The sequence below is a fragment of the Psychrobacter sp. CoH-33_TS_01 genome, from assembly GCF_058189395.1.
On sequence record NZ_JBVGQI010000001.1, the window covers coordinates 137992 to 160226 of the forward strand.

Sequence of the window (22235 nt, forward strand, 5' to 3'; positions counted from 1 at the left end):
ATCTTGTTTACAGGACAAAACATACTATTCAGTAAATCTAGAGCATTAAATTACTAGGAAATCCATGATACACTAAAAATACAAAAACTCACTATCTAGCTGTATCTACCCAATTTGTTTTACCCTTGTTAATTTTTACTGGGTTATAAAACAAACACATAGCGTGTCTATAACCGTATTATTTGTGCTTTATTACTGATAGCAATGACATTCTGTTAACTTATGCACTAATTTTAGTAGCTATTGCTAACAGGTCCTTGCTAAGGCTTATAGCTTATTAATGATTTGGCATTAACACGCGTAACGTAGCGGATAAGCTTTAAGACACAGTCTGTACAATAGGTAAGCTAATCATTTAGTGAGTTTTAGCCTATTTAAAAGTTTACTTCTATATTTATGTGGAGGTAAACGACTGCCCCTATATTGATTTGAGTCAGTGTTTGTTTGGCCCAGTAGTCTAAGTTATTTATTTTCAGTGGCTTTTATTGACTTCAGCTTAATGAAGCTAATGAGCTGCAGTAGTGGAATAAATGCAGGCTCGCTAGCCATAGATGCAGGCAGTCATTGCGCCAGCGCGCAGACACTGGCCCACAGCATAGCGAAACATGAGGTCAGCGCTCTTTAAACTGAGCGTATAGAGGGTAGTTGGCAAGCCATTTTTTAGTGGGTTGCTAATGGAGCATTCATGGTGCGTCGTTACTAGCGACTGCACACAGAAATTTTACACCGTAACTGGCAGGCTGTAGCTCGGCAGGCGTTACGCGGGGAGAGGCGAATAACATGGTAATGACTAAAAAACAGCTCATGGCAGCACTGATTTCTTTGAGCCTGGGTAGTATGGCACAAGCGGGTCTGACTATCAGTGAGGGCGGTAGCTCTAATTCTAATGCTAAGATAGGTTGGGGCGGCGCCGACAGTCTCTCAGAAGCCCGTACTATTATGTCTACCAAATCTGGTAGCGGTGTTAAGACCATTGATAATGGCTATGGCAGCAGCACCATCACCAACTCGGGTACACCAAGCTACAATACGTCTTACAATGGCGGCTATAGCAACCCTACTTATAATGCCGGCAGCGTCTATGACCAATTGGCCGTAAGTACGGGCTCCCGCGGCGTGGTCGTACTGGATGTCGAATCGGGTAAGCCTATCTACGAAAAAAGTGCTGACATCGCGCGCCCTATTGCCTCTATTAGTAAGCTCATGACCGCTATGGTACTGCTAGACAGTGGTCAAGATATGCGCGAAGAAATCGTGATTGAACCCATTGATTTCGTGGGTCCTAAACGCGCTAGCTCAAACTTAAAGTCGGGCGATCGTATGAACCGCGCTGAGCTGCTGCTCATGATGTTAATGAAGTCTGAAAACCCAGCGGCTAAGAGCTTAGCGCGTCATTACCCAGGCGGCTACGATGCCTTTATGAGCGCGATGAACCAAAAAGCTCGCTCGTTAGGGATGACCACTGCCTTCTTTGGTGACCCTACAGGTCTAGATAAGCGCAATGTGGCTTCGCCTAACGATTTGGTAAAAATGGTCAAGGCTGCGGGGAACTATGATGTGATTCGTCGTTTCTCAACCACTAAGAGCTACGACTTCTTTGTCTCCAACTATTCAGCCGGTAACCGCGTTTATAAAGCCAACAATACTAGCAGCTTAGTCCGTTCAGGCGACTATCCAATTGGTATCTCTAAAACCGGCTTTATTAATGAAGCGGGCCGTTGTGTGGTTATGGAAACTCGTGTGAATAATCGCCCTGCTATTATTATTATTTTGGGTGCCAACAGCTCAGCCACCCGTTGGGATGATGCCAAAACTATTTTGGCCGGTTTAGCGACCCGCCGTACGGTGTAGCCTCATTTCCTCGCAACAGGCGTAGTTTAAAGAAGCTGTTATTGCAAAATAACGGCTTTTTTTATGCGTGAACTTTTTGCTACCGCTACTTTTATCCTAAGCGTTGTTGTTCTATGGTTTTTTAAGCCCTTACCGTTATTAAGGCTGTTATAATTTCAATGTTTTTGGTAGGTTTTATTCACAAGACTTTTGGTTGACTGCTTATGAGCTCCCCTCTATTTTCCGCGAAATCTACAGCCAATACCCTCCCGCAACTTTACCTATTAACCAACGATGATGAGTTTACGCTGCTCTATCAAAAGTTAGAGATAGCTTTAGCTACAGGGGTGATAGGGCTATTACAGATACGCCGTAAGCAGGTGCTAGCGCAGCCTGAGGGCCGTGACCAAGTTTATGCTGAGGCTCAGCAGTTGCTGGAATTAACCCGCCGTTATCACGTGCCTATGATTATGAATGACGATATTGCCTTGGCACAAAGATTGGGCATAGGGGTGCATTTAGGGCAAGGAGATGGTGGCATAGCTATGGCCAGACAGGCGCTTGGCGAGCAGGCCATTATAGGGCGTACCTGCCACGATGCGGTGGACTTGGTACAAGCCGCACGGCAGGAAGGAGCCAGCTATGCGGCCATGGGTGCGGTCTTTGCCTCTACTACCAAACCGGAGGCGCAACCAGTCAACCGCCAAGCCTTGGTAGAGGGGGCAGCACAGAATATTGATTTATGTGTCATTGGTGGCATTAGCGCAGAAAATATCAGGGAGCTGTGCGGTTTGCCATTGCGCTACATAGCCGTAGTAGGGGATGTCTTGCATCATCCTGTAACGGAGATAGCGGCTCGCTGTGAGCAGTGGCAGCAAGTGCTCAATCATTGGTATGACTAGAGAGAATATCGGGAGGGCAGCGGAGACGGTGTCAGGAAGATATCGGAGAAGGTAGCGCAAATAGCAGTACTATGGTTAATATAAAGCTGTGGTTAATATAAAATAGCAGCTTTATTAAGGCCTAAATCAAAAAACAGTCAGCTAATGCCTTGAGAGCACTAGACTGACCGACTGTTTTTCAAAAGATACTCTTAGAGGGTTAAAAATGAAGCCACTGATTTATTAATTATTGGTTCATTAAATATTGGCTCATTAATTATTCAGCGTGCTCCATACATAAAGTAGCGTAAGGCAGCGCCTCCATACGTTTTTCTTCTATTTCTTCACCGCATACTTCACACTCGCCATAACTGCCATTTTCAATCTGGCTTAAAGCGTGCTGGACATAATGTAGGCCTTGCTTGGCCTCTACTAGTAAGCTCTTACGCATATCATTTTGACGCATAGAGATAGCTTGATCATCCCAATGCTCATTCAAGTCGTCTTGGGGATGCTGGATATGGTCTTCAATTTGATCAATGCGAACTTCATATTCTTCTTTCAGTTTAATTAGGCGCTCTTTAGCTTTAGCAGTATCGATACTCATGGTTATACCTCTTAATGATGTTGAATTAATGATGTTTAATATGGGTCATAGGTATGATGAGGTTATCATAAGCAAGATGGCAGCCGCTTACCACTGTAAAATGTAATGCCGTAAGGCTTTATTGTAGGTGCCCAGAGCGCTTGTTAGTCGCTAAAAGCTAACGTTTAAATGGCTGATGGGTTTTAGAGATATTGAGCAAGATATGCTAAACTTCGCTGCGCTATCGAAGCCATCAGTTTAGCGATTAGTAATCCACCCGCCTATAGCCTGAAAATAGAGCGTTTGCGTAGCGCTGATGCTCAAGCTAAATGGTAGAGATATAGCTTTGATTTTAGTAAAATAAATAGGTATTCTCAGCCCAATTGCTGACGGGGTTTTGAGCGTAGTACTCATTGCTAATGCTCCCCGTAGCGGGCTAATACACTCCGATATCGACCCTAATAGCGTTAACCACCCCTTTTTTGATGATTGATAAGGCGCAGCGATGAACTTTTTACGAATGAGTGAACTTGATTTAACGGGCAAGACGGTATTAATCCGTGAAGACTTAAATGTGCCTATCAAAAATGGCCAAGTCAGTAGCGATGCCCGTTTGCAGGCCAGCTTACCTACTATTAAGTTAGCTTTAGAAAAAGGCGCTGCCGTCTTAGTGAGCTCACATTTAGGCCGTCCCACAGAAGGTCACTATGAAGAGGTTTATAGTCTAGCGCCCGTTGCTGACTATTTGAGTAAGCATCTAGCCGCACAGCTTAGCGAGCCGGTACAACTTATCAAAGATTATGCGGATACCGCTGCCCTTATTACTGTAGCAGCAGGGCAAGTCGCTCTCCTTGAAAACGTACGCTTTAATAATGGCGAAAAAGCCAACGACGCCAGCTTAGCCACGCGTTATGCGGCCCTAGCAGATATTTTTGTTATGGATGCTTTCGGTACTGCGCATCGTGCGCAGGCTTCTACAGAAGGCGTAACGACGGCTATGAAACAAGCGGGTAAAACGGTCTGTGCCGGCCCTTTATTGGCGGCAGAATTGGATGCGTTAAGCCTAGCGTTAGAGACCCCTGCTAAACCGATGCTAGCTATCGTAGGGGGCTCAAAAGTTTCGACGAAATTAGAAGTCTTACATAGCTTGGCCGAATTATGCGACCAAATCATTGTGGGTGGCGGGATTGCCAATACTTTCTTGGCGACACAAGGGCACCCAGTAGGGGCGTCGCTATATGAGGCTGACTTACTAGAAGCGGCCAAACAAATTATGGAAAGAACACAGATATTATTGCCAGAATTTGTGGTAGTGGCCAATAAAAACGACATTAATTTTGATGACTTTGTTGAATCGCTCAATCAAGCAACCGCTACTATTAAAGCGGTAGACAGTGTCCAAGACGATGAAATGATTTTAGATATTGCCCCGCAAAGTGCGCAGGTACTGGCGGAACATATCAAGAATGCTAAGACTATTCTATGGAATGGCCCCGTGGGCGTCTTTGAATCAGATAACTTTGCTGGTGGTACTGAGATTATCTCTGCCGCTGTCCGTGATAGTGCAGGCTTTAGCATTGCAGGCGGTGGCGACACGTTAGCGGCAATCTATAAGTTTGACGTAGCGGACGGGGTGAGCTATATGTCGACGGGTGGTGGCGCCTTCTTGGAGTTTGTAGAAGGTAAAGAGTTACCAGCAGTAGCCGCACTACAAAAGTAAATGATGTGTTAATAAGTGTGAGCCTTTAGCCTACTTTCTAGCAATAGTTAGGATAAGTTGCTATTTTAGCTAGGTGGTAGCATTTAATTGCCAGAAAATATTTTGGTAATTCATTGAATTTATTAGCAGTATAGGCCTATAGATTAAGGCAGAGACACCTTGCTGAGTAGGTAGTTAACATACTTTGCAGAGGTAATGTTACTTTCTGTCTGAAATATACACCGCTTATATTAAAAATCGTTAAAATACGCTCAACCGCTATTGCCTATACAATTATCCAGCTATAGAATAGCGCCACCATGTATTTGACATGTATTTATTTAAAGAGGTTCATTATGTTAAAACGTCATTTATTGCTAGCTAGCCTACTTGCTGGTACTTTTGCAGTTACTGCTTGTAGCCAACAGACTGAAGAGCAAGCGGATGCGGGTAACGTCGAAGCGGCTGCTGAGTCTGCTGGTGATGATATCGCTGCCAACACCCAAGACGTGGCTGCTGATGCTGATGTAGCGGCTCAAGATGCTGCGGCACAAGCTGCTGATGGCGCTAAAACTGCTGCTGCTGTTACGGCCGGTGCTGCTGTAAATGCTGGCGAAGCTATTGCTGATGGCACCAATGCTGCTGTTGAAGGCACTGCTGCTGCCGTTGCTGATGGCGCGAATGCTGTCGCTGATGGCGCACAAAATGTGGCTGCTGATGCTGCTAGCAAAGGCAAGACTGATTTAGAAGCGGCTCCAGCTGTAGAAGAAGCCGTTGCTGAAGACCAAAAGTACTAATCTTTAGCTAATGGCTAATTAGCCCATAGCTTTATTTTTAGTCCCGTATTAGCTCATTATATTTTTTAGATAATACGGGCTTGAGCAAAGATAGCTTTTCAGTACAGACAACTATTGACCCCTAATGTGAGCTGTTAACAGGCCATCACTCTAGTGATATAACCCTTTATAACAGCTGAAAAAAAGGCCTTGGTATTTACCAGGGCCTTTTTTTGTCAGTATACCCTAGGATTAAACGGCTTTTGCGTGCGCAAACAAAGCCATATTTGCTATACTTGTGCCGTTCGAGCAGGGTATGCCAACCCCATACGCTAGAGCAGACTTGTAGTTCTGGTTAATGGTGGCAAATCGCTATATTGTTAAGCGTTAGTCTATATTAAGTCTTAATCAATCTATGGTGGTGCGCCTAAGTCAGTACTTTATGACTAAAGTACGTGGTCATGATTAGCGGCTGCTTTTTGGTTAAATCTCCCTGTCTCCGTCGGCTCGTCTCCAATCATCTTCAAATGTTAATTGTTTAATAAGTGAGTAATTTATGGCTTTAATTTCGCTTCGTCAGCTCCTAGACCATGCTGCAGAAAACAGCTATGGTGTGCCAGCGTTTAACGTGAATAATTTAGAGCAAATGCGGGCCATTATGCAGGCTGCGGATAAGACCAATTCGCCAGTCATCGTCCAAGCCAGTGCTGGCGCGCGTAAGTATGCTGGCTCTTCGTTCCTGCGTAATAACGTGTTAGCCGCTATCGAAGAATGGCCTCATATTCCGGTGGTATTGCATCAGGATCATGGCACCTCACCAGCGATCTGTCAGCGTTCAATTCAATCAGGTTTTTCATCAGTGATGATGGATGGCTCGTTAAAAGAAGATGGTAAGACCCCAGCAGATTACGAGTATAACGCTCGCGTAACCCGTGAAGTGGTTAAGCTAGCCCATGCTTGTGGTGTGTCAGTAGAAGGTGAAATCGGTTGCCTAGGCAGTCTAGAGACTGGTATGGCTGGTGAAGAAGATGGCGTTGGCGCTGAAGGCGTGCTCGATCATTCACAACTATTGACCAGTGCGGATGAAGCTGAGCAGTTCGTTAATGATACGGGTGTTGATGCCTTAGCGATTGCCATTGGTACGAGCCATGGTGCTTATAAATTTACTCGTCCTCCTACTGGCGATATCTTATCAATTGAGCGCGTTAAAGAAATTCACGCCCGTATTCCGAACACTCACCTAGTCATGCATGGCTCATCTAGCGTGCCCCAAGAGTGGCTAAAAATTATCAATGAGCATGGTGGTAACATCGGTGAGACTTACGGTGTGCCAGTTGAGCAAATCGTTGAAGCCATCAAATACGGCGTGCGTAAAGTCAACATCGATACCGATTTACGTCTAGCCTCTACTGGCGCTATCCGTCGTTATTTGGCTGAAAACCCAAGCGAGTTTGACCCGCGTAAATATTTTAAAGCATCGATGGATGCCATGGCTGAGATCTGTATCGATCGTTATGAAGCCTTTGGTACTGCGGGCCAAGCAGCGAAGATTCAGCCGGTGAGCTTAGAGAAAATGGTCTATTTTTACTAAGTCAGTATTAAGCCTTATCACCGTGTTGGCGCTAGGCCAAAAGCTTAGCCCTAACACCTTCTGTAGCAGACAAAAGGATTACTATGATTGGTATGATTAAAGGGCAAGTCACCCATCTGGCCGCACCCGTCGCGTGTGTGATGACCGCGTCCGGGGTGGGTTACGATATCGAACTGCCGTTGCCCGCCTTTTGTCAGTTACAGTTGAATACTGAGGCGCTCGTCTGGACCCATTTGCATGTGCGGGAAGATGCGCAATTGCTATACGGGTTTACCCAACCGCGTGACCGTGATGTGTTTCGTACCTTGATTAAAATTAATGGGGTAGGCGCTAAAATGGCGTTGGCGATGCTGTCTTCTATGTCGGCTAGCGAACTTAAAACGCATGTAGCGCACGAAGACGATGCGGCTTTAACACGTATTCCGGGTATTGGTAAAAAGACGGCGCAGCGTCTAATTATTGAGCTCAAAGATAAGCTGAAAGATGTGGAAGGCACGGATGATTTGCCTCTACTTAATGCTGCTGGTTCTGCTATGCCGAGTGAGGGCAGTATCATCGCTGAGGTAGAGTCTGCCTTGCTAGGTCTGGGCTATAAAGATAGAGAAGCGCAGATGGCGATTAAAGCTGCGCGCTCAAACAATGATGACGGCTTTAAAAACACGCAGTCATTACTCAAAGCGACGCTACAGCAGCTTTCTACTTTTAAATAAGGGTAGTGCAGTCAGTTTGTGGCTATTTACCCTATGCTGATTTTTAACCTTATACCTAGCTTATACTCTTTATTACTCCTTAAACTAAGACGACATCCATTGTCGTCTTTTTTATGCGCATAAGAAACGAGACGGGTAAAATGGCGTATGATAACGTATCCTTATATTTACTTATAAGCGTAAGGGTTAAGCCAAGCCCATTTAAATTTATTACCACTGTTCTATATTAGGAAGTCCGTATTTCATGATGGAAAACCGTTTGATTAATCCGCTAGAGCGCCAAGATGATGCGCCCGATACTGGTATTCGTCCCGGCCGCTTGGTTGATTATATTGGTCAGCCTGTCGTGCGTGAGCAGATGGAAGTCTTCATCGGAGCCGCCCGCAATCGGGGTGAGTCGTTGGATCATACTTTGATTTTCGGGCCACCAGGACTGGGTAAGACCACACTAGCGAATATTATCGCACGCGAAATGGGCGGTAACCTACGCTCGACTTCAGGCCCCGTAATGGAGCGTGCCGGCGATTTGGCAGCCATGCTGACCAACTTGGAAGAAGGCGACGTCTTATTCATCGATGAAATTCACCGCTTGAGTCCGGTCATTGAAGAGATTTTATATCCTGCGATGGAAGACTTCCAATTAGATATTATGATTGGTGAAGGTCCTGCCGCACGCTCTATTAAGCTCGATTTACCTCGATTTACTTTGGTTGCCGCGACCACTCGTGCGGGTCTATTGACGTCGCCACTGCGTGATCGCTTTGGGATTGTGCAGCGTCTTGAGTTCTATAGTGTCGAAGATTTGACCACTATTGTCAGCCGCTCAGCCAGACTGATGAATGTGCTGATGACAGGGGAAGGCGCGGTAGAGGTCGCTCGCCGTTCCCGCGGTACGCCGCGTATTGCCAACCGTTTGCTCAGACGGGTACGCGATTACGCCGAAGTAAAAGGCGATGGCAATGTGACGGGCGATATCGCCGCCCGAGCGCTAGATATGTTAGCTGTGGACAGACGCGGTCTTGATCATTTAGACAGACGCTATATCGAGATGGTCAATGACCGCTTTGATGGCGGGCCTGCAGGTGTAGAAGCCATCGCAGCCGCTATGGCAGAGGATCGGGGCACGCTAGAAGACGTCATCGAACCGTACTTAATTCAGCAAGGGTATGTGTTACGTACGGCCCGTGGTCGGGTATTAACGCAAATGGCGATTGACCAACTGCGTTAGTTTACCAGCGAATAATGCCACTTTAATAGATATCCCTTTAGTAACAGATATCCCGTTAATAATAGAGATACTTTTAATAACAGAAAGCCTCACTATTTATAGATAGTGAGGCTTTTTAGTGTACGCAAAATTGTTCTTTAGAAGATTTATAGTCTAATAAACCATACAAGCCGCATTAATCAGACCAAAGCTAATCGCAGTGCTGGCCAGCAAGATAGCTTTACTAATATTATTGTCTTCAATGCCTTGCGAGAGCGCCGGTAGAGCTAGGCGTACCAAGAAATAGGCCAATAGCTGCACGATAAGGGCAACGATGCCCCAAATCACCATATCGATTAGGCTAACGCTGTGCTCAATGACGGAAGCTAATGCCAACACAAAACCCAGCAAGGCCCCACTTAAGCTGATACTGGCGGCTACATTACCGGCCTTAATCAGTGCAAATTCTCTATGCGGGGTAATTGCGGTATAAATATAAACGAATGCGCTCATTAGCACGATAGCGGAGGCGCCATAAGCTAAGAAGTTCGGCAGGGTAGCTAATAAGTCAGAAAATATCATAATGCAGGCGCCTTGCAAGCGGTTATAGAGTTAAAAGTAATTAAATTAGAATCTTATGCTGCTGTTCATGTATCAGATAGCTAGGTAAAGCTTAAGCAGTCACAATCTTAAGCCTCAAAGTAATGCGGGACAAAATGACTGCTATCCTTAGTGATAAGGCTGTCATCTTCACGAATGCCAATACCAGCAGCGCCATGGCCAACGACCCAACTGCCAATCACAGGATACACTGGTTTTTTCTGCGCATTAATAAAAGTAGGTAATGGCTCCATCGCCTGATAAACCAGCTGAGCTTTATTAGCACTACCATACTCACCTGGCGTGGCCAAGACTGTCGCCGTGAAGTCGTGATTTAAGGCACTAATATTAGCGCCTTCTCGTGAGAATAAGGGCTTTTCAATGATGCCATGCTTTAAAGGATAGTGGGCCAATTGCTCACGCTGACTGGCAAAGTAGCTGGGCAGTAAGTTAGGATGATTAGGGGTCATCTCCCATAAGATTGGCAAAATGCCTTTATTGCTCAGCAGCAGCTTCCAAATAGGCTCTAACCAATGGGTTTTACTTTCGGCAATATGCGCTGCAAAGGACTCTTCTAGTAGCCACTCCCAAGGATATAGCTTAAATAAGAGGTCGATAGGGTCTTCTTCCAAATCGACAAACTGTCCTATAACCCCATGTTGACTAGGTATCGGCATCACACCGATATTTCGTAGATCTATAAACTGTGAGGTAAGCCCCGCTTGAATTGCCGTATCTTGCAAATAGCGGCAGGTTACCACGTCTTCAATGCTGTCGGTAATCGTAGCAAAAGTTACAGCAGGTTTTACTTGGTGTTGACGTGGTTCTGAGTGTTGATGTGACTCTGAGTGTTGGCGCTGATACTGCTCAGCAATCAGGCGCCACTGGCCAATCAGCCGCTCATGAATGCTGTTAAATTGGTCGGCATGCGGGAAATTATCCTGCAACCAATACCACTGTGCCACGCTAGCCTCGAACAGTGAGGTCGGGGTGTCCGCATTATATTCCAACAGCTTAGGTACTGGCGTATGCACAGGATGGTAGACCAAATCGAAGCGGCCATACAGTCCTGGCTCGCGCTGCCGCCAACTTTGTTCGATAAGAGCAGCGACACTGGGGTCAATACCCAGTTGGGCAAAACGGTCGTGTTTGATAATAAAGCTGACCGCTGCGATGCACAGCTCGTGCAGCTCATTGGTAGCGTCTTCTAAGCGGTCGATTTGCCTCTCTGTGAACCGATAGCAAGCTCGCTCTTGCCAGTAGTCGCCATCCATACTGTGATAATCAAAGCCCAAGCGCTCAAGCTTAGCTTGCCAATGGGGTCGGGGGGTCATCGCTTGTCGTTTCATAGGGTATAAGGGCGTTACCAGTAATTAAAGGTCTAGCTACGACGATAAAGCGACTAGCTACGACGATAAAGCAACTAGCTACGACCGCTACTAAAGCGACTGCCAAAGCCGCCACGCTTAACCGTTTGCGCATGACGAGCTTGGTTAGACCCATAACGGGCAGCTGCCGCATAAAAGAAAAAGCCACCGCCACGGCGTTGCTCACCTTTTTGCTCACCTTTTTGCTCACACTCAGTCTCGCCCCAGTCTTTGACGCAGTCCTGCTTGTCCGCATATTGATAGGTATCGGTTTCGCTACAGCCTGACGCGGCCAGCGTACCGAGTAGCACTAATGAGACTTGGCTAGAGCGTTTTAGGGTACGGCTCGATAGGGCAGTCGATCCCAGAGTAATCAAAGCATTTTTCATAAAAGGTCTACATTATTTTTTCATAGGCGGTGTGAATTAAAATATATTCGATACCCAATGAGCCAATTTTAAAGGGGATTAACTATAGCAGAATACCCGCCATTAAGCGCTGCTAGCCTGCCAATGGCTCTGGCCAGATTTTCCCGGGATTCAAAATATTATTAGGGTCTAGCGCCGACTTGATAGCCTGCATTATGGGCAGGGCATTACCGTGCTCTTGCACCATATATTTTCGCTTGCCTTGACCGATGCCATGCTCGCCGGTACAAGTGCCCTCCATCGCTATGGCTCGCATGGCCAGGCGACCGATAATCTCTTCTGCCTTAGCGATCTCGCTAGGGTTGTCCGTATCGACCAACAGTAACACATGGAAGTTACCGTCGCCGACGTGACCCACGATAGGCCCAACCATACCCGACGCTGCGATATCTTTGGCCGTTTCGCTCACACATTCTGCCAAGCGTGAAATCGGCACACAAGCATCGGTAGAGAGCGGTTTGGCATTCGGTCGTAGTGCTGCGCTAGCATGATAAGCATTGTGGCGAGCCTGCCAAAGACGCTTGCGCTCAGTCTCATCGGTATGCCAATTGAAATCGGTACCGCCAAACTCAGCGATGATATCGGCAAAGGTATCTGCTTGTTCTGCCACGCTAGCGTCAGTCCCATGGAATTCGATAAATAGGGTAGGCGTCTCTTGCAAGTTTAGATTGGCATATTGATTACAGGCTTTGACCTGTAACGCATCCAACAGCTCGATTCGCGCAATGGGCAAACACATCTGAATGGTCAGCATAGTCGCTTGGCAGGCCGCCTCAACAGTAGGAAAATGGCAGAGCCCGCTACCGATACACTCGCTAATACCAAACAGCTTCAGCGTAACTTCAGTGACGATGCCTAACGTGCCTTCAGAGCCAATCATTAGCCGGGTTAAATCGTAGCCTGCAGCGGACTTTTTGGCGCGAGTACCTGTTCGAACAATTTCTCCAGTCGCCGTGACCACTTCTAAGGCCAGCACCACATCCTTCATCGTGCCATAGCGGACGGCATTAGTCCCGGAAGCACGAGTGGCGACCATGCCACCAATACTAGCATTGGCACCCGGATCAATCGGAAAAAACAACCCGGTATCCCGTAGATAGTGATTCAGCTGCTCACGGGTGACGCCGGGCTGCACCGTCACGGTCAGATCTTCATTATCGACGCGAAGGATAGCGTCCATCGCATGCATATCGATACAGAGGCCCCCATAAGGGGCGTTAAGCTGACCTTCTAGGGAGGAGCCAATACCAAAAGCAATGACCGGCATTTTAAATTGATTGCAAATCGCTACTGCAGTCGCCACGTCTTGCTTATCACGCACGGTTAGGACGGCATCAGGCGGCTGATTGGTCAACCAAGTCATGGTATGGCCGTGTTGTTCGCGCACTGTAGCATTGATACTCAGCTGCTCACCGAATTTAGCTTGCAAGGCTGCTATCGCCTCTGCGTAATCAGGCTTGCTTAAAGAGGCATGTCTTAAAGAAGATTGGCTTAACAAAGAGGGCTGTGGAGTGTCTGTAGCATCAGTGGTAGATGACAACATAGGTAGCTCCTAGAAGTTGGGCGTATAGAATTGGGGTAGCGCTGGCGAGTTATAAATGTAATGGCCAGTAATTCACCAAATCGCTAAATAAATAGCTGTGGCAATTGTTGCAGGTAGCGAAGACTGAACAAGGGTAATAACAGGGTCTAATATAAAAAGGCGCCTAATTTAAACTCATTAAGCGCGCTATCTATATAAAAAGAACTTACCCGACCATCCGCCAGATGACGAAGATAATAGCAATGATATAAAACACAGGTGATAGCCAGCCGATGACTTGGGTAGCAATAGCGACACTGATACCAAAGCCGGCCAGCGCCAGCCAATCACGACGACGGTCATTAAGCATGTCCGAGCGAATCTGTTGAATCTCACGCAACTGATCGTCTTGCCGTGACCCTTGTGTCGCCAAACTCTGCAAGCCTTGGTCCAGCAGTTTAGGTAGCTGAGCGCTGGTGAGCAGTAGCTCAGGCAACTGTGTGCGCAGTTGCTGCAAGTTGCGCATAGGGTCCAGCTGCTCTTTGACCCAAGCGGTCAAGATGGGCTTGGCCAGCGACCAAATATCTAAATCGGGGTATAAATCACGGCCTAGACCCTCGACGTGCACTAAGGTCTTCAGCAGGAGCATCAGCTGTGGTGGGATGCTCATATGATGGCGGCGGGCAATATCTAGAATTTGCATCAGTACGCCTGCAAAGTCGATTTCATTAATTGGTTTCGACAGCATTGGTGAGACCGTTCGGCGCATATCACGGGTTAAGGCATGTTTGTCTGCGTTCGGGGGAATCCACCCCGCGCGACTGACAATATCGACAAGGGCGCTAAAGTTATTATTAATCACTGACAGTAGCATACGAGCTACGATTAACTGATCGTCTTTTGACAGCTCGCCCATAATCGCGCAATCAATACCGATATAGCGCGGGTTATAGCTAGGATTGGCGGCCATAACTTCAGGCGAGGCCACTTCAACGAAGATATTGCCGGGGTGCATATCCGCATGAAAAAAGTTATCGCGGAAGACTTGGGTAAAGAAGATGGTCAGACCGCGCTCTGCCAATGCTGCCCGGTCATAACCCAATTCATCAAACACATGGGTATGCGAGATGGGCACGCCGAAGATACGCTCCATAACCATGACATTTTTTGAGGCATCATAGACTTCCGGCACGTACATCATCGCCGAGCCTAAGAAGTTATTGCGCATCTGCGTGGTATTGTCCGCTTCAAAACTCAGGTCCAATTCACCGAGCATGACTTGACGATAGTCTTCGACAATATCGATAATACGTACTGCACGCGCTGCTTCAATACGCGCTGAGGCCCATTGCGCCAGCTCTCGTAACAGCTCAAAATCTGCCACGATAGTCTCACGAATATCAGGACGCACGACTTTGACGACGACTTCACGGCCATCATGCAAGGCGGCAGTGTGGACTTGCGCGATAGAGGCTGCAGCTAATGGCTTAACATCAAAACGAGCAAATAGTTCGGTAATAGGGGCGCCCAAGCCGTGTTTAGTATCTTCAATCTGGTCAATAGCGATATTGACGTCAAAAGGCTTGACGCGGTCTTGTAACTGGACCAATTGCGCGATAATCTCTGGCGTCACTAAGTCGCGACGCGTAGACAGTAGCTGGCCTAACTTTAAGAACAGCGTCCCCATATCCTCAAGCGCAAACTTAATGCCATTGGGCTGATGCGACTTGCCCCAAGCAGCAGGGTGCATACGAATCAGACGCACCACGGGCTGCAGTTGCGGGGTATCCTCTAAAGGTAGGTGAGTGTCGATACGATAATGAGCAGCGATGCGCCACAGCTCAAGCAGGCGTTTGCGGTAGGAAAAAAGCATGAACGGTACTCATCTCTTATTCTGGGACCAGGTCTGAATCTGGGTCTAAGTCGGGGACTTTATTCTAGTTCTGTGGTTTTAGTCGGGCTTGCTCGGCCATAATCATAGCAAGCCGGGCTTCTTCACGCTCGACATCTGCGCGCAGTTTGAGCAGTTGCTGCTTGAGCTCATCGACCTCAGCAGCCATCTCTGGATCGACGCGCGCATTGCCAGCCACGTCATTTGCCCAATCGGCGACATCATCAAAGGTATGCTTGGCGGTATGGCGTAGCGTACCTTTTAATTGACGAATCAATAGGTTCAGTTGCGAGGCTAATGGCACCCCAATCAAAGGCTCGAGCTGACCGGCCACATCGGGGTCAAAACCGGCAATCAACTGCTTCAGCTGCATCAATACTTTGTAGTCGCCTTCAATAGGCAGGTTGCCCTCAGTGCTACGCATAAGATTGAGCAGTTCTGCTATATTCGCTACTTTAATAGTACAGTCCGGAGCGCTATGTCCTAGGCTAGCCAGAGCTGCACTAGCACGGGCACGTTCGCTACCCTCTCTACTAGAATCTGCACTCGCATCATAACCGCGTGGCTCAAATACGCTAGGGGCCACAACCGGCTCAAAACGCAAATGGTTGTCATTGAATAGCACATCTATATTTAAAGCGGGTACTTGCATGGTTAAACGCAGCACCTTACCACTGAGTGGCACCAAGCCTGCTCGGGTAATCTCATCACTGCGAATGGCAAGATTGACCAGCTTTTCTACGCCAGCTAACAATAAGACGGTAAGCATAGTTACGACCTTTTATTTATTCTAGAAAAATAGTAGGGGCGGTTCTAGAAAGACAGTAGGGGCGGCAGCATGGCGCCCCGCCCAGTCGATTAGCAATCTATTTCTTAAAGCCGCGGTGCACAGCCACGATACCGGCCGTCAAGTTATGATAGTCGCAGTTTTCAAACCCGGCGTTTTCCATCATTTGCTTCAGCGTCTGTTGGTTCGGGTGCATACGGATAGACTCAGCCAGATACTGATAGCTCTCAGAATCGCCAGCGACTAATTTGCCCATGACCGGTAAGGCGGTAAATGAGTAAATATCATAAGCTTTAGATAAAGGCTCAAAGATAGGCTTAGAAAATTCTAGAATCAATAAGCGACCACCTGGCTTCAGCACACGGTACATAGAGCGCAATGCGGCATCTTTGTCGGTGACGTTACGCAGACCAAAACTGATGGTCAGTAGATCAAACGAGTTGTCATCAAACGGGGCTAGGGTCTCAGCATTAGCTAGGACGAAATCCACGTTATTACAACCGGCATTCAATAAACGCTCACGACCGACTTCTAGCATCGCTTCGTTAATATCAGATAGCACCACATGACCACTACGGCCCACTTCACGGCTAAATACTTTCGCTAAATCGCCGGTACCACCAGCGATATCCAGCACATGTTGGCCGGCACGCACACCACTTAAGCTAATGGCATAACGCTTCCATAAGCGGTGAATACCAAATGACATTAAGTCATTCATGATGTCGTATTTTTTGGCGACCGAAGTAAAGACATCGGCAACGCGTGCTTGCTTTTCAGCCTTTTTAACTTTCTTATAACCAAAATGAGTCTCTTCTAGACCATCGGTCTCCAGCGTATGCGGGTTATTAATGTCATCACGCGGGTTAAAACGCGGTGGGTAATGCGAGTGCTGGCTAGCTTGAGCATTGCTGTTTTGTGCGCTGCTATTTTGAGCATTGCTGTTTTGCGTAGGAGCCACATAAGGCTGGGTCATTTGCTGACCTTGTGGTGTACCTTGTGGAAGGTCAGCCGCTTGGGTAAATTGTGCGCTATCTGTGTTTTGCTCTTGCATAATATTACTCTGTACTTTGGCCATAGTAGTTTGGTTATGATTGATACTGTCTTTAACCAATTGGGCTTGCACGCTGTCATTTTGTGACGCACTTGCAGGCGTGGCATCGGCGGTCAAATTGGGCTCGATGGCATTATTATTCGTAGGGTTGCTGCTCATGGGGCGTCCTATTTTCTATGTGTTTGTGCATAATTTATCGATGCGGATATCATACATCAAACGGGTCCATGCTGCCGTCATTATTCGGTTGATGCACGCGGTCGACTATCTTTAATTCGCGCTCACAGACCGGTTCGATAAAGCTGGCGACATTAGGCAGTGGCTTCATAGCAGCAAAGCCATCGGCCATAAAGTCATACAAAGGCTGGTAGTTATATTTATAGGCCGTGCCTTTGGCTAACTGAAAGGCCTTACGTAACATAAACGAGTTAATATATTTATCCGTGCGATAGCAGACGTCTTTTAGCGCGCCCAGTTGCTCGCGGCGGGCATCGGCTTCATTCACACTGCGATAGGCTTGCAGCATATTGTCTTTATTCACCGGTAAATCGTTGCTGACTAACCACTCGGCAAGGTGTAAATCTAATTCAGTGGCATCGATAGCAGAACGAATCGCATGGGTAGCGGTCTCTAGCGCAGCAGCAGGGGCCAGTTTTTCGAGCTTTTTAGCTTTAGGGACAATACGCTCAAACTGTTTGACCAATATGTCAAATTCCGCGCCACCATAGAGCTTATTGACGAAATATTCGCCCATTAGCGTATATTTAGGCTTGGAAAACAGCTCTTTATGGGTCTCACGCAGGCGGTCGCGTTGCCAAGACTGCACTTCATTAAGTTTATCAGCGAGGACGGCATCGTTATGATGCGGCAGCTGACGGTAGTGCTCGAGGTGCGATTGCAAATTGGCGAGTGCAGACATAAAAAATCCTTATGGGTAAATTAGCTGGGGTAATCGTTAAAGTTAATGAGTAAAGTGGGCTAGCAAAGTCAGCTATAAAATCAGCTATAAAATTCAGGTCTCTAAAATAAAAATGGCGTTTTATACCATAAAAAGGGATAGTACAAATAAGGTTAATGGTGGCATAGCTCGCTGGTCTATTAATCCAGCTTATTATTTTATTTTATTGATTATATTCAGTAATTAACAGTATGACTATGCCGTATTTTACCAGTAAGTAGCGCTGAGTCTCTAATCATAGCGCCTTACCTTAAAATAATTTATAACATAACTCAAATGACAAACTGTTATCGTAACAGGGTAGCTAGATTAAGCTGGTAATTAAAGCGCTTCTTTATAAATTGAATCATAAATAATCATAAAGCAGGAGATAAGAAGAATGAGTAAAAAGAAAAAGGATGATAAGAGCGTAGATAAAGCCAAAGTTAAGGCAAAAGCAAAAGGGCAGAAAGTGGGAAAGGGAGAGAAGGCGGCAGTGGCAGATAAGCTAATGATTAATCCTCTAAGCCAGTTTTCGCTAGATGAAGAAGCGTTACGCTTGGCGTTAGTAACGTCGCAATATGCCCTGCGCGAGACCCGACAAACGGAAAAAGCTAACGTGCAGCCCACGGGTCTCTTGGTGCTGGTCAACGGTATTGAGCTGGCGGGTAAAGGCCAAGCGGTCAAACAGTTGCGCCAATGGGTCGATCCGCGGCTCTTAAAGGTCGAGGCCACTATTGGTTATCCGGCGCAGCACTCGCAGCCGCTCTGGCAAGCGCATACCAAAGCATTACCGCGCCATGGTGATGTGATGGTTTACTTTGGTAACTGGTACGCTGATTTACTCTACGAAGTCATGCAAAAGATAGCGGCTGCAGACGAGGATAACGATTGGGAGCAATATCTACAGAGCCAACTGACGCGGCTAGCGGCTTTTGAAAAGGATTTGGTCAGCAACAGCACTAAGCTGCTGAAATGCTGGTTCCATATCGATGCAGAGACGTTGGCAGAGCGTTTAGGGGACGCAGAGGCTGACCCTAAGCAGTTGTATCAAATTGACTGGTCAAATAACAAAGTATTAAAGCAGTTTAATAAAGTCGCCAAGCAAATCCTGGGGCAGCAGGGCGATTGGATTATCATCGATGGTACAGACCGTGAAGAGTCGACGCTCAAGTTCTGTCACCACGTCTTACATGCTATGCAAGAGGCGGTGCAAAGTAGCCAATACCCTGTGGCTAAAAATGCTGCTACGCAGTTGGCCACTGTGGGGTATAAACAGCCTAAGCACGAGTTTATTTGGGCCGATATCCCCGACATGCTGACCGATATCGACGACCCCGATATGGACAAATCAGACTATAAAGATGAGTTGGCGGACAAACAAGCCCAAGTGGCTAAGCTGCTGCGGGAACGTGGTCAACGCCATGTTATCTTTGCCTTTGAAGGGATGGATGCTGCCGGTAAGGGTGGGGCTATTAAGCGTCTGGTTGCCCCTTTAGACCCGCGCGAATACCAAGTCTATAACATCGGTGCGCCGATGCGCTATGAGCTTGAGCATCCGTATCTGTGGCGATTTTGGACGCGCTTGCCCAATGAGCAGACCGATCGTATCAGCCGTGTGGCTATCTTTGACCGGACTTGGTATGGGCGGGTATTGGTCGAGCGGGTGGAAGGCTTTGCCAGTGAGCAAGAGTGGCAGCGGGCCTATGATGAAATTAACCGTTTTGAATCCGATATAGCCGCTTCAGGGACGATTTTGATTAAGTTTTGGCTAGCTATTGATAAAAAAGAGCAGTTGGCGCGGTTTGAAGCCCGTGAAGAGACCCCGCATAAACAATTTAAATTGACCGAGGATGATTGGCGCAATCGCGATCGCTGGCAAGACTATGTACAGGCTGCCTCGGATATGCTGCTCCGTACCAGTACCACAGTGGCCCCGTGGAAGATGATTGCGACCAATGATAAACGCACTGCACGGCTACTCGTGTTGGACCATACAATTGCCCAATTAACCAAAGCTTTGCACCCTAAAAAAGCCAAAAAAGCTTTTTAAAAGGTTGCTGGACGAGCTAATGTATAAATGGGCTAAATAATAACTTTATTATTGGCGCTTTCACTAAGCCTTGTGTAACCGCTTTATTCAACAAGACGATTAAGCGGTTAATTCGCGCCTTTAAGTGGTGGCTTGCCTGTAGTGCTTTGCTTATATTCAGATAATTTATTTGGCGCAGCGACGAACGAGTAAGGCAGCAAAGTTATTGTTTATCTTAAAATAAATATTAGTTTATCTCAGCTTATCTATTAGTTATTTTAATGACAAAGTTTTTGTTAATAGCCGGGTCAATATCACTATCTACGATTGAATATTGCGTCAACCTCTTTATAATAGGCGCTATTTTCACCCCTATTCTAAGTTCGCATCTATATAGTCGGCTCAATAAATTCCATAGCATCCCTGTTCTCACAATATCGCCTACTTATTGCAATAAGTAACCCTATGGTGCAGGCAGGTATGTTGTCTTTTGTTGCGTTAGATTATGATCGTTCCACTGTCACGATAGCGCCTCTTAGCTATCATGAGTCAGTACAAGGCATCGTTGCATATGGGCATTAGCACTAATACCTCGCAGCCAACTCGTGAAGTTGGTTCTATGAAAGTTAATCTGTTATTCGCGGCCATTATGGCTGCAATGACCGCTTATTTTTTATGGTGGGGACTTGATTACACTTTACATCAGCAGACGCTATTGTTTGTCATTGCCACTTTTTTTGGCATCTTCATGGCGTTCAATATCGGTGGTAATGACGTTGCCAACTCTTTCGGCACCTCGGTGGGCGCAGGTACGCTAACCGTACCCCAAGCGCTAGGCATAGCGGCAATTTTTGAAGTGTCCGGTGCGGTGATTGCCGGTGGGGAAGTGACGGATACCATCCGTAAAGGTATCGTAGACTTAGATGGTCTGGCGGTCACTCCTGATAAATTCATTTATGTCATGCTGTCAGCGCTTATTGCTGCCGCGTTTTGGCTACTATTCGCCACCAAAAAGGGCTTGCCTGTCTCTACGACTCACGCCATTATCGGCGGTGTCGTCGGCAGCTCCATTGTCTTAGGTATCTCCTTGGGCGGCGTGGATATGGCCTTGTCTACGGTAGCTTGGAGTAAGATTGGTGAGATTGCGATTTCTTGGATAGTCTCTCCTTTATTGGGTGGCGTATTATCCTACTTATTATATGGGCAGATTAAAAAGAAAATCTTAGCCTATAATGATTTGGCTGAAACCCGCATTGCCGAGTTGAAAGCGGCCAAAAAAGCGGTGAAAAAGAATCAGAAGGTCTTTTTTGAACAGCTTTCTGAGTCACTGCAGCTGTCGTATACTTCGCAAATGCTGCGCGATCAAGAAATTTATAAAGATGAAGATTGCCAACGCGCTGATTTAGAGACCGATTATTACCGTGAGCTTTACGAGATTGATCGTGAACGCAATGCTATGGATCCGCTTAAAGCATTAAGAACCTGGGTGCCTTTAATCGCCGCTCTTGGCGGTATGGTTATGATGTCCATGGTGGTCTTTAAGGGGCTAAAAAATAGATCTGATTTGAATCTCTCAAATATAGATGCCTTTTTGATGATTGGGATGGCCGGGGCACTGATTTGGCTAACCACCTTTATTTATACCAAAAGTATCCGTGGTAAACTTAAAGACGACTTGGCGAAAGCGACTTTTATCATGTTCAGCTGGATGCAGGTGTTTACGGCGTCTGGTTTTGCCTTTAGTCATGGCTCCAACGATATTGCCAACGCGGTTGGGCCTTTTGCTGCCATTATGGATGTCATCAGGTTTAATACCATTTCAGCACAAGCTGCTGTGCCCACGCCAGTTATGTTGACCTTTGGGGTCGCGCTAATCGTCGGCTTATGGTTTATTGGTAAAGAAGTCATCCAAACGGTAGGGACCAACCTAGCGAAGATGCACCCAGCTTCGGGCTTCTCTGCCGAGCTTGCCGCTGCTGCCGTAGTTATGGGCGCGTCTACTATGGGCTTGCCGGTGTCTAGTACGCATACGCTAGTCGGTGCCGTATTGGGTATTGGTATGGTGAATAAAGATACCAACTGGGCGCTAATGAAACCCATCGGCTTGGCTTGGATTATTACCTTGCCAGCTGCCGCAACGATGTCTGCGTTAAGCTTCCTTGCGCTATCGTACTTCTTATAGGCCCTGCTATTAGGTCATTAGAAAGCTTGTTTTCTAGACCCGCAGATAACAAAAAACCGCCCGATAACTTGATTATCAGGCGGTTTTTTTAGGGTCTTAATTCTGTGTTTATTCTCTACTCTTTAGTCTCTAAAGCTACTTATGCTTTAAAGTTC

General features: G+C 46.8%; 18 protein-coding genes. 9 read left to right on the top strand and 9 right to left on the bottom strand.

Annotated elements, in window-relative coordinates:
* Positions 1–780 precede the first annotated feature (780 nt).
* Positions 781–1851, top strand: coding sequence for a serine hydrolase (locus ACZ2XM_RS00575; RefSeq protein WP_490588096.1), 1071 nt, complete (start codon positions 781–783; stop codon positions 1849–1851).
* A 203-nt stretch (positions 1852–2054) separates the two neighbouring features.
* Entirely contained in the window at positions 2055–2732 is a 678-nt protein-coding gene (locus tag ACZ2XM_RS00580; protein ID WP_490588095.1) for a thiamine phosphate synthase, read from the top strand.
* Between the two features lie 256 nt (positions 2733–2988).
* Here ACZ2XM_RS00580 and ACZ2XM_RS00585 read toward each other — a convergent pair whose 3' ends face one another.
* Positions 2989–3318 carry a TraR/DksA C4-type zinc finger protein gene (locus ACZ2XM_RS00585; RefSeq protein ID WP_490588094.1) on the bottom strand — a complete coding sequence of 110 codons (330 nt, stop codon included), beginning with the start codon at positions 3316–3318 and terminating at the stop codon, positions 2989–2991.
* A 484-nt stretch (positions 3319–3802) separates the two neighbouring features.
* Between ACZ2XM_RS00585 and ACZ2XM_RS00590 the strand changes: the two genes are divergently transcribed.
* The 5 genes from ACZ2XM_RS00590 (at position 3803) to ruvB (ending at position 9301) form a co-directional block, all read left to right on the top strand.
* On the top strand, positions 3803–5017 hold the full coding sequence (locus ACZ2XM_RS00590) for a phosphoglycerate kinase (protein ID WP_490588093.1): 1215 nt from the start codon (positions 3803–3805) through the stop codon (positions 5015–5017).
* A 335-nt stretch (positions 5018–5352) separates the two neighbouring features.
* A complete protein-coding gene (locus ACZ2XM_RS00595; protein WP_490588092.1) occupies positions 5353–5793 on the top strand; it encodes a hypothetical protein in 441 nt (146 codons plus the stop codon).
* A gap of 535 nt (positions 5794–6328) precedes the next feature.
* Positions 6329–7363, top strand: coding sequence for a class II fructose-bisphosphate aldolase (gene fba / locus ACZ2XM_RS00600; RefSeq protein WP_490588091.1), 1035 nt, complete (start codon positions 6329–6331; stop codon positions 7361–7363).
* 83 nt (positions 7364–7446) lie between these two features.
* Positions 7447–8073 (top strand): Holliday junction branch migration protein RuvA, encoded by a 627-nt coding sequence (ruvA, locus tag ACZ2XM_RS00605; RefSeq protein ID WP_490588090.1) that lies wholly within the window; start codon positions 7447–7449, stop codon positions 8071–8073.
* Between the two features lie 247 nt (positions 8074–8320).
* The gene (gene ruvB / locus ACZ2XM_RS00610) at positions 8321–9301 is read left to right on the top strand and encodes a Holliday junction branch migration DNA helicase RuvB (protein WP_490588200.1); all 981 of its coding nucleotides are present in this window, start codon (positions 8321–8323) and stop codon (positions 9299–9301) included.
* Positions 9302–9454: 153 nt separating this feature from the next.
* On the opposite strand, the gene ACZ2XM_RS00615 is transcribed toward ruvB, so the two are convergent.
* From ACZ2XM_RS00615 to ACZ2XM_RS00650, 8 genes are all read right to left on the bottom strand, one after another.
* Entirely contained in the window at positions 9455–9862 is a 408-nt protein-coding gene (locus tag ACZ2XM_RS00615) for a DUF350 domain-containing protein (RefSeq protein ID WP_490588089.1), read from the bottom strand.
* A 107-nt stretch (positions 9863–9969) separates the two neighbouring features.
* Positions 9970–11214 (bottom strand): glutathionylspermidine synthase family protein, encoded by a 1245-nt coding sequence (locus tag ACZ2XM_RS00620; RefSeq protein ID WP_490588088.1) that lies wholly within the window; start codon positions 11212–11214, stop codon positions 9970–9972.
* A gap of 89 nt (positions 11215–11303) precedes the next feature.
* Positions 11304–11636, bottom strand: a complete 333-nt coding sequence (locus ACZ2XM_RS00625; protein WP_490588087.1) for a hypothetical protein — start codon at positions 11634–11636, stop codon at positions 11304–11306.
* A 112-nt stretch (positions 11637–11748) separates the two neighbouring features.
* Complete coding sequence (locus ACZ2XM_RS00630) at positions 11749–13218, bottom strand: FAD-binding oxidoreductase (protein ID WP_490588086.1); 1470 nt, start codon at positions 13216–13218, stop codon at positions 11749–11751.
* Between the two features lie 205 nt (positions 13219–13423).
* Entirely contained in the window at positions 13424–15070 is a 1647-nt protein-coding gene (locus ACZ2XM_RS00635) for an ABC1 kinase family protein (protein WP_490588085.1), read from the bottom strand.
* Positions 15071–15134: 64 nt separating this feature from the next.
* Positions 15135–15857, bottom strand: coding sequence for a ubiquinone biosynthesis accessory factor UbiJ (locus tag ACZ2XM_RS00640; protein ID WP_490588084.1), 723 nt, complete (start codon positions 15855–15857; stop codon positions 15135–15137).
* A 97-nt stretch (positions 15858–15954) separates the two neighbouring features.
* Complete coding sequence (gene ubiE / locus ACZ2XM_RS00645) at positions 15955–16929, bottom strand: bifunctional demethylmenaquinone methyltransferase/2-methoxy-6-polyprenyl-1,4-benzoquinol methylase UbiE (RefSeq protein ID WP_490588199.1); 975 nt, start codon at positions 16927–16929, stop codon at positions 15955–15957.
* A 208-nt stretch (positions 16930–17137) separates the two neighbouring features.
* Positions 17138–17848 (bottom strand): FFLEELY motif protein, encoded by a 711-nt coding sequence (locus ACZ2XM_RS00650; protein ID WP_490588083.1) that lies wholly within the window; start codon positions 17846–17848, stop codon positions 17138–17140.
* A 418-nt stretch (positions 17849–18266) separates the two neighbouring features.
* Between ACZ2XM_RS00650 and ACZ2XM_RS00655 the strand changes: the two genes are divergently transcribed.
* Entirely contained in the window at positions 18267–19919 is a 1653-nt protein-coding gene (locus ACZ2XM_RS00655) for an ATPase (RefSeq protein WP_490588082.1), read from the top strand.
* Between the two features lie 550 nt (positions 19920–20469).
* Entirely contained in the window at positions 20470–22080 is a 1611-nt protein-coding gene (locus ACZ2XM_RS00660) for an inorganic phosphate transporter (protein WP_490588081.1), read from the top strand.
* The last annotated feature ends 155 nt before the right edge of the window (positions 22081–22235 follow it).

Coding starts and splice junctions, on each gene's coding strand:
- ACZ2XM_RS00575 (WP_490588096.1), top strand. CDS start 781: ATGGTAATGACTAAAAAACAGCTCATGGCAGCACTGATTTCTTTGAGC.
- ACZ2XM_RS00580 (WP_490588095.1), top strand. CDS start 2,055: ATGAGCTCCCCTCTATTTTCCGCGAAATCTACAGCCAATACCCTCCCG.
- ACZ2XM_RS00585 (WP_490588094.1), bottom strand. CDS start 3,318: ATGAGTATCGATACTGCTAAAGCTAAAGAGCGCCTAATTAAACTGAAA.
- ACZ2XM_RS00590 (WP_490588093.1), top strand. CDS start 3,803: ATGAACTTTTTACGAATGAGTGAACTTGATTTAACGGGCAAGACGGTA.
- ACZ2XM_RS00595 (WP_490588092.1), top strand. CDS start 5,353: ATGTTAAAACGTCATTTATTGCTAGCTAGCCTACTTGCTGGTACTTTT.
- fba (WP_490588091.1), top strand. CDS start 6,329: ATGGCTTTAATTTCGCTTCGTCAGCTCCTAGACCATGCTGCAGAAAAC.
- ruvA (WP_490588090.1), top strand. CDS start 7,447: ATGATTGGTATGATTAAAGGGCAAGTCACCCATCTGGCCGCACCCGTC.
- ruvB (WP_490588200.1), top strand. CDS start 8,321: ATGGAAAACCGTTTGATTAATCCGCTAGAGCGCCAAGATGATGCGCCC.
- ACZ2XM_RS00615 (WP_490588089.1), bottom strand. CDS start 9,862: ATGATATTTTCTGACTTATTAGCTACCCTGCCGAACTTCTTAGCTTAT.
- ACZ2XM_RS00620 (WP_490588088.1), bottom strand. CDS start 11,214: ATGACCCCCCGACCCCATTGGCAAGCTAAGCTTGAGCGCTTGGGCTTT.
- ACZ2XM_RS00625 (WP_490588087.1), bottom strand. CDS start 11,636: ATGAAAAATGCTTTGATTACTCTGGGATCGACTGCCCTATCGAGCCGT.
- ACZ2XM_RS00630 (WP_490588086.1), bottom strand. CDS start 13,218: ATGTTGTCATCTACCACTGATGCTACAGACACTCCACAGCCCTCTTTG.
- ACZ2XM_RS00635 (WP_490588085.1), bottom strand. CDS start 15,070: ATGCTTTTTTCCTACCGCAAACGCCTGCTTGAGCTGTGGCGCATCGCT.
- ACZ2XM_RS00640 (WP_490588084.1), bottom strand. CDS start 15,857: ATGCTTACCGTCTTATTGTTAGCTGGCGTAGAAAAGCTGGTCAATCTT.
- ubiE (WP_490588199.1), bottom strand. CDS start 16,929: ATGCAAGAGCAAAACACAGATAGCGCACAATTTACCCAAGCGGCTGAC.
- ACZ2XM_RS00650 (WP_490588083.1), bottom strand. CDS start 17,848: ATGTCTGCACTCGCCAATTTGCAATCGCACCTCGAGCACTACCGTCAG.
- ACZ2XM_RS00655 (WP_490588082.1), top strand. CDS start 18,267: ATGAGTAAAAAGAAAAAGGATGATAAGAGCGTAGATAAAGCCAAAGTT.
- ACZ2XM_RS00660 (WP_490588081.1), top strand. CDS start 20,470: ATGGGCATTAGCACTAATACCTCGCAGCCAACTCGTGAAGTTGGTTCT.